This is a genomic window from Parasynechococcus sp. (genome assembly GCF_042954245.1).
Lineage (GTDB): Bacteria > Cyanobacteriota > Cyanobacteriia > PCC-6307 > Cyanobiaceae > Parasynechococcus.
Map to the genome: position 1 here is coordinate 1 of NZ_JBGKDP010000226.1, position 6967 is coordinate 6967.

The 6967-nt window shown below is 62.4% G+C and carries 10 protein-coding genes and 1 pseudogene; 8 read left to right on the forward strand and 3 right to left on the reverse strand.

The window, feature by feature from the left end; translation table 11 throughout:
- Positions 1 to 1231: DUF1957 domain-containing protein (locus tag ACGVJ8_RS10310; RefSeq protein ID WP_392347843.1), on the reverse strand; the 1231-nt coding region annotated here is incomplete at its 3' end.
- A gap of 109 nt (positions 1232 to 1340) precedes the next feature.
- Here ACGVJ8_RS10310 and ACGVJ8_RS10315 point away from each other — a divergent pair.
- Positions 1341 to 2963, forward strand: coding sequence for a 2-isopropylmalate synthase (locus ACGVJ8_RS10315; protein WP_392347825.1), 1623 nt, complete (start codon positions 1341 to 1343; stop codon positions 2961 to 2963).
- A gap of 10 nt (positions 2964 to 2973) precedes the next feature.
- Positions 2974 to 3798 carry a carbohydrate ABC transporter permease gene (locus ACGVJ8_RS10320; protein WP_392347827.1) on the forward strand — a complete coding sequence of 275 codons (825 nt, stop codon included), beginning with the start codon at positions 2974 to 2976 and terminating at the stop codon, positions 3796 to 3798.
- Here ACGVJ8_RS10320 and ACGVJ8_RS10325 read toward each other — a convergent pair.
- Positions 3758 to 4030: a hypothetical protein gene (locus tag ACGVJ8_RS10325; protein WP_392347829.1), complete on the reverse strand. Its 273-nt coding sequence runs from the start codon at positions 4028 to 4030 to the stop codon at positions 3758 to 3760. The two genes, ACGVJ8_RS10320 and ACGVJ8_RS10325, sit on opposite strands and share 41 nt — an antisense overlap.
- A gap of 61 nt (positions 4031 to 4091) precedes the next feature.
- On the opposite strand from ACGVJ8_RS10325, the gene ACGVJ8_RS10330 reads away from it, so the two are divergent.
- Positions 4092 to 4337 (forward strand): Nif11-like leader peptide family natural product precursor, encoded by a 246-nt coding sequence (locus ACGVJ8_RS10330; RefSeq protein ID WP_392347831.1) that lies wholly within the window; start codon positions 4092 to 4094, stop codon positions 4335 to 4337.
- 298 nt (positions 4338 to 4635) lie between these two features.
- Here ACGVJ8_RS10330 and ACGVJ8_RS10335 read toward each other — a convergent pair whose 3' ends face one another.
- Positions 4636 to 5082: a hypothetical protein gene (locus ACGVJ8_RS10335; RefSeq protein ID WP_392347833.1), complete on the reverse strand. Its 447-nt coding sequence runs from the start codon at positions 5080 to 5082 to the stop codon at positions 4636 to 4638.
- A gap of 90 nt (positions 5083 to 5172) precedes the next feature.
- Between ACGVJ8_RS10335 and ACGVJ8_RS10340 the strand changes: the two genes are divergently transcribed.
- The 5 genes and pseudogenes from ACGVJ8_RS10340 (at position 5173) to ACGVJ8_RS10360 (ending at position 6961) form a co-directional block, all read left to right on the forward strand.
- A complete protein-coding gene (locus ACGVJ8_RS10340) occupies positions 5173 to 5421 on the forward strand; it encodes a hypothetical protein (protein ID WP_392347835.1) in 249 nt (82 codons plus the stop codon).
- Positions 5421 to 5724: pseudogene (locus ACGVJ8_RS10345) on the forward strand (MTH1187 family thiamine-binding protein). Before ACGVJ8_RS10340 ends, ACGVJ8_RS10345 begins: the two are co-directional and overlap by 1 nt.
- An 82-nt stretch (positions 5725 to 5806) precedes the next feature.
- Positions 5807 to 6229, forward strand: coding sequence for a hypothetical protein (locus ACGVJ8_RS10350; protein ID WP_392347837.1), 423 nt, complete (start codon positions 5807 to 5809; stop codon positions 6227 to 6229).
- Positions 6230 to 6237: 8 nt separating this feature from the next.
- The gene (locus tag ACGVJ8_RS10355) at positions 6238 to 6645 is read left to right on the forward strand and encodes a pseudouridine synthase (protein WP_392347839.1); all 408 of its coding nucleotides are present in this window, start codon (positions 6238 to 6240) and stop codon (positions 6643 to 6645) included.
- A gap of 79 nt (positions 6646 to 6724) precedes the next feature.
- Positions 6725 to 6961, forward strand: a complete 237-nt coding sequence (locus ACGVJ8_RS10360; protein ID WP_392347841.1) for a SemiSWEET family sugar transporter — start codon at positions 6725 to 6727, stop codon at positions 6959 to 6961.
- Positions 6962 to 6967 lie beyond the last annotated feature (6 nt).

A 6967-nucleotide genomic window follows, 5' to 3' on the forward strand; every position in this document is an offset into this window, starting at 1 on the left:
TGCTGTCGTTCAGCCAGTAGTCGTGATAGCCCCCTTTCCCCCAGCTGGAGGGGCAGGGATCACAGAGCTGGAGGTGGCCAACGCTGTTCAACACATCCCGAAGCCGGGTGAAGCTCACCCCCTCCTGCGGTGCCTGTTGGACCAGCTGTCTGAGAAAGGCCGGCCCTTCAAACCACCAGTGGCCAAACAGTTCCGCATCGAAGGGGGCCACCAGCAGCGGCGGCACGTCCATGGCACCGCCGAGTTGATCCAACTGCCGCCGGCGTCCCTGCAGGTAATCGGCTGCATGCTCTTTCACCCGTTCGGTCGCCACTCCTGGTTCGTAGGGGCGTTTGCGGTCCAACGGCGCGCTGTGATCGGTCACCCGATGCAGCTTCAGGCCGAGTGGTCGCGGCTGGTCGAGCCCAAGGGGTTTGAGCTCTTCGATCGGTAGGTCCCAGCCCAGATCGCGGTGAAACTCCCGGTAGTGGGGATCGCCGGGGTAGCCATCCTTGGCCGACCACACCGGCAGCGTGGCGTTACTGTCGCGCCCGAAGAAGGCCACCCCATTGCGGCTGCAGATCGGCGCGTACACCCCATAGCGGGGCCTGGGCCGCCCGTGCAGTAACCCATGGCCATCCAGCACGGTGTAGCGCAGCCCCGCATCGCGCATCCAGCGATCCAGGCCCTCGTAATAGGCGCATTCCGGCAACCAGATCCCCAAGGGGCGTTCGCCCACGAGGCGTTGGTGTTCCCGCACCGCCGTGCGCAGTTGCCCGCGCACCGCTTCCGGGTGATGGCGCAGCAGGGGCAGGTAGCCGTGGGTGGCGCCGCAGGTGAGTAGGTCCACCACCCCCTGACGCTGCAGGGCGGCGAAGCGTTGGATCAGATCGCCGTCGCAGCTCTGCCAGGCCTGCTGATGCCGCTCGATCCTGGCCGCCAGGTGTTCGGCGCCCTCGCGCAGTGATGGGTCGGCCTTCGGCAGCAGATCCAGTCGTTCGTTCAGCCAGGCTGGAAAGCGCTGCTTGAGGTCTTGATCGCTCAGCAGCGACAGCAGCGTTGGCGACAAGCCGATGGTGAGTTTGGGCTGCTGGTGGGGGTCGGCGCTGGCCAGCTCCAGCGTTTCCAACAGCGGCAGGTAACACTCGATCAGGGCCTGGAAAAACCAGTCCTCCTCCAGGGAGCCAGGTTGTGCCGACCGCACGTAGGGCAGATGGGCATGCAACACCAGGGCAACAGCGCCTTTGGTCACGAACAAGCCCAAACGGTGGCTCAATTTAATCCGATTCCCTCTCGGGAGCTGAACTAGGATGGGTTAACTCATAGTCATTCCGACTAAGATCTCCGCTGGAGCCCCTTCCATGGCCAAGGACCCCGGTCGCGTCCTGATTTTTGACACCACCCTGCGGGATGGTGAGCAGTCACCCGGGGCGAGCCTCAACCTGGAGGAGAAGCTGGCCATTGCCCAGCAGCTGGCGCGGCTTGGCGTGGATGTGATCGAGGCGGGATTCCCCTTCGCCAGCCCCGGTGATTTTGCCGCCGTGCAGCGGATCGCCCAGCAGGTGGGTGGCGACCGCGGTCCGATCATCTGTGGCCTGGCCCGTGCCTCGCGGGCCGACATCAAGGCCTGTGCCGATGCCGTGGCGCCAGCACCGCGCCGCCGCATTCACACCTTCATCGCCACCAGCGACATCCACCTGGAGCACAAGCTGCGTAAGAGCCGTGCCGATGTGCTCGGTATCGTTTCCGAGATGGTGAGCTATGCTCGCTCTCTGGTGGAGGACACTGAATTTTCCTGTGAGGACGCTGGCCGCAGCGATCCAGAGTTCCTCTACGAGGTGATTGAGGCGGCGATTGCCGCTGGCGCCACCACGATCAACATTCCCGACACCGTTGGCTACACCACCCCCTCGGAGTTCGGTGCGCTGATTGCAGGCATCAATCAGCACGTGCCCAACATCGGCGAGGCCGTGATCTCGGTGCACGGCCACAACGACCTCGGCCTGGCCGTGGCCAATTTCCTCGAGGCGGTCAAGAACGGTGCCCGTCAGCTCGAATGCACGATCAATGGCATCGGCGAACGGGCCGGCAATGCCTCCCTCGAAGAATTGGTGATGGCGCTGCACGTGCGGCGTGGCTACTACAACCCCTTCTTTGGTCGGGAGGAGGACAGCCCCACGCCGCTCACCGCCGTTCGTACCGAAGAAATCACCAAGACCTCGAGGCTGGTCTCCAATCTCACCGGCATGGTGGTGCAGCCCAACAAGGCCATCGTTGGTGCCAATGCCTTCGCCCATGAATCCGGCATCCACCAGGACGGCGTCCTCAAGAACCGGCTCACCTACGAAATCATCGATGCCCAGACGGTGGGCTTGTCCGATAACCGCATTTCCCTCGGCAAGCTGAGCGGCCGCAGTGCCGTTCGCGCCCGCCTGGAGGAGCTGGGATACGACCTCACCCGTGAGGGTCTCGATGAAGCCTTTGCCCGCTTCAAGGAACTCGCCGATCGTAAGCGCGAGATCACCGACCGTGACCTGGAGGCGATCGTCAGCGAACAGGTGCAGCAGCCGGAAGCCCGCTTCCAGCTCAAGCTGGTGCAGGTCAGCTGCGGCAGCAGCCTGCGCCCCACCGCCACCGTCATCCTCTCGGATGAAGAGGGCAGTGAGACCACAGGCTCGGCGGTGGGCACCGGTCCGGTGGATGCCGTCTGTCGTGCCTTGAATGATCTGGCGGGTGTGCCCAATGAATTGATCGAGTTCTCGGTTAAGTCGGTCACCGAGGGCATCGATGCCATGGGCGATGTGACGATTCGCCTGCGCCGCAGCGGTGTACTCTATTCTGGCCACGCTGCCGATACCGATGTGGTGGTGGCGGCGGCCATGGCCTTTGTGAACGCCCTCAATCGCCTGGTAGCTGGAGAGGAGCGCCAGTCGTTGCATCCGCAGAAGGATCCTGTTGTTCTGGAGAGCCGACCGACGCTCTAGAGCCGACGCCATGCGCACCTCCACCGCCCGGGTTGTTCAGCTGGTGCTGCTGATTCTTCTGGCACTGCTGGTGCTCACGCCGTTGCTCTGGTTGGTGACCACCTCGCTCAAGGGTCCGGCGGAAGACATCTTCAGCAGTCCGCCGGCGTTGCTGCCCGCCCAGCCGAGCTTCGATGCTTACGTCCGGCTGTTTCAAGACAATCCCCTCACCACCTATCTGTTCAACAGCACCGTGGTGAGTGGCCTTGCGGTGCTGGCCAACCTGTTGTTCTGCTCCCTTGCCGCCTACCCCTTGGCCCGGCTGAGCTTTGCCGGCCGGGGCCTGGTGCTGGGGCTGGTAGTGGCCACGATCCTGATCCCGTTTCAGGTAGTGATGATTCCGCTGTATCTGCTGATGGTGCCGCTGGGCCTGCGCAATACCCTGCTGGCCCTGGTGATTCCGCAGGCGGCCACCGCGTTTGGTCTTTATCTCCTGCGCCAGAGCTTCCTTGGTGTTCCCAAGGAGCTGGAGGAGGCGGCACGGATCGATGGCTGCAGCCGCTTGGGGGAATGGTGGAACGTGATGATCCCCGCCGCCAAAGCCGATCTCACCACCCTGGCGATGTTCGTGTTTATCGGCACCTGGAGTGATTTCCTCTGGCCGCTGGTGATCCTCGACGACCCATCCCTCTACACCTTGCCTCTGGGTCTGCAGCAGCTCTCCAGCAGCTTTTCGCTGGATTGGCGGATCGTTGCCGCCGGCTCGGTGGTCTCAATCCTGCCGGTGTTGGTCTTGTTCGTGCTGTTGCAGCGCTTCATCCTGCCCAATGCCAGCGGGGATGCGGTGAAGGGATGAGGGAGTCGAGGTGCGCATGGCCGAGAAGGCATCCATGCGTTCCTGCATCACACCCAATCTGTCGGCTGAGCAAGTTGCTGTGGGCACGGTTCGGCGCGTGCTCCTCCAGCTGATCGATCCGTTCTTGCAGTGCGTGGATGCGTTGGTTGTGCTGCCGTAATCCCTGCAGCAAAGTCACCACCAGAACACTCACCAGCGCCAGGCTGCCGCAGCTGATCAGTTTCAACAGCATGCAACCTCCCCACTTGGGCTGATGCTGACTTGAATGGGGGCACGCAACAAGTGCTGCCGCGATGTCTCTTGAGGATCTGGATCGGTTTCTCACGCTTCGCGACAGCGACCCTAATTTGGCTAAAGTTTTCGCTCAGCCCATGGACCTTGAGCGGTTTCTCGGGCTCGCTGCTGAGCACAGCTTTACCTTGAGTGAGGCGGATGTCTTCGCGGCGCAGCAGCGTGAGCATCACGTGCGAACTGCCGCTGCGCTTCAGCAGGACCAGGCCGCCGAGTCGCGGCGCCTGCGCAATTTCATCCACGACTGATCACCACCGCCGTTCAATTCACTGATCCAGCTTCACCACGTCCGGTGTTTCCCCATGCACCTCGCCGATCCAACGGGCGTGGTTCACAGCACCGTTATGGCTGTGAAAGATCCATGCTTTATCGAGGGAGGGTTAGCTCTCGATGCGTTGGTCCACGGCATTGACGCCGAGGTAGCCGCCCTCCGAGCAGGACCGCAGCACATAGCGTTCGGCGTACTTGGTGAGCATCGGCTGCGACGGCTATCTCTTTTTGCTAGCGATGCCGTTGCGCGGCTTACGTCGTTCTGCGGAGTTGCTTCTACTGTTCTTCCTTGAGGGTTAAGAGGGTTTGTTGTCGCCAGACCAGCCCTATGGGTGCGGTAAAGCGGCTGTGATGTCCTCCCTCACGGAACCAGGGGTTGCTGAGGGCCTCGATCTTCAGCTCGTCCAGGTCGAGGGACCAGGTGTCGTGCAGGTAGCGGCGCAGTTGCTCCGGCTCGGGCGGATGGGACTGCTGCCAGTGAACCACGGCCAATTTCTCTGGCTGTGAGCGGAGAATCGCCAGGCGATGATTCGGATGGCCGTCGTTGGCGGGCTGAATCGACTCCTCCAGCTGCTCATCGCACACGAAAAGCCGCAGCGGCGCGCTGCTGTCGGCCTGGGGAAGTGGATATTTGTTGAGATACAGAGCCCGTGCTTTTTGAAATGCTGCCCCCGGAGCCTTCATCATCAAAGCGTTGTAGGCCTGCTGCAGCTGTCCACTCATGCCGTTGCCGTCCCGTTGCTGGCTCCAATGTGTGAATGCGGCCGGGCCAAGACCATGGGAAGATGGTGACACTTCCGGGATTGGACTGCGATGGCCAAGCATCGCTCCCGCTACCGGTTGGTTGGCCTCGACGGTCAGCCGCATCCGGTGCTCGACGCCCCTTACGAAACGCTGGAACTGGCCCTCGCTGATGCCAGTGATTGGTGCACGGGACAAGGGGCCCGCTGTTCCATAGGTCAGCAGGGCATTGCGGTTGAAGTACGAACCGACAGCGGCAGTTGGCGCACCATCGACTACCCGATCAGTTGCTTGAGTCGATCCAGTGCGGTGGCGGGATGATGTGGGTCAGTGTTGACCTCTGTGTGGTGCCGATCGGTGTGAGCATCAGTCCTTTCGCCCTATATTGCCTCTTGTGAGTGGGTGATCGCTGCCACGGGCCTGACCCATCAGTTGGGTCCCAATGGCACGGCGATCGAAGACCCTTGGGATGAGGTCATGCACTGTGTGCGGGCGTGTCACGCCGAGTTGCACGGCATGGGCGCTCCGCCTCTCTACACAACGCTCAAGCTCAATACCCGCTCTGATCGGCAGCAGTCGTTCGCCGAGAAGGTCGCCTCTGTGGAACAGCTTCTCGGCGACTAAAAATCTATAGAACTTCGGTGGGTTTTGATCCGGCTCGAGCCGATCTTGAGACCAATGAGATTGTTGTGTGGTCCCTGGCTTGATGGGCCGCCGTTTCAGGGCTGCGCTGTTGGCTCTGCTGGTTTTGCAGCTGACGGGCGTGAATGCCCTGGTGGCGCCCGACTGCCCTTTGGGCTTGCTGGGGGGCTTTCATGAGGGCAAACAGGCCCTGTTGATGTGCGGCAACAACCTGCCCGACGATCCAGCCGTGGTTTGGTTTGTGCTGGCCCATGAATCAGCCCATGTGATGCAGTTGTGCAACGGCGGCAACCTGATGCCGGCGGCCTTGCTCAGCCGTGAGATGGAGGCGACCTGCCAGCAGGACCCCAATCCTTTTCACGAGTTGCAGCTGTATCACTCCAGTCAGCATCACGTTGAGGCTGAAGCCCGGCTGATTCAGGCCCTGCCAGCGGAACAGGTGGTGGCCTTGTTTGAAAAACACTGCGCTAAGCGGCTCTCCCCTTGAAGCTACTGATGCGGGACCCGTGGCTGATGGCGGTCGACAAGCCTGCCGGCCTGCTTAGCCAACCGGGCTTGGGGCCGGAGCAAAGCGATTCCGTGATCACCCGCTTGCAGCAGCAGGACCAAGGCCTGTGCCTGGTTCACCGCCTAGACCGCGACACCTCGGGGGTGCTGCTCTTGGCCCGAAGCGCTGGCGCCCTGCGGCGGCTCAGTGCCCTATTTGCTGAACGGCGGATCAACAAGCTGTACCAGGCGGATGTGGAAGGGGACCTCCACGGCCGTGGTTGCATCGCCAGCCCCCTGGCACGCCTCTCGCGCCAACCGCCGCGCTACGCCAGCCGCCCCTCGGGACGCCTGGCGCTGACGATCTGGAGGGTCTGCGCCGTTCCTGCCGCTTGCATCTGCATGCCCAGGCCCTGAGCTTTCGCCATCCCTTCACCCAGCAACGTGTCCGTTTGATCGCGCAGGAGGTTCCCTTTGCAACTGAGTGCTGAACTTGTTGGCTACCTGGCCGCTGGCCTCACGACGGCCAGCTTTTCCCGTAGGCGGTGAAGACCCTGCGCCGTGGCGACACCAAGGCGACTTCCCTGGGCTGTACGCCCTGTTCACCAGTGGTGTGGCGTTGTGGTCGTTGTACGGCCTGCTGGTGAACGACTGCCCTGTCCTGGCGGCCAATCTGATCACCCTAATCCCTGCGGCCGTCGTGCTCCAGCGCAAGATTGTGGAACGCCGATGAATGCTG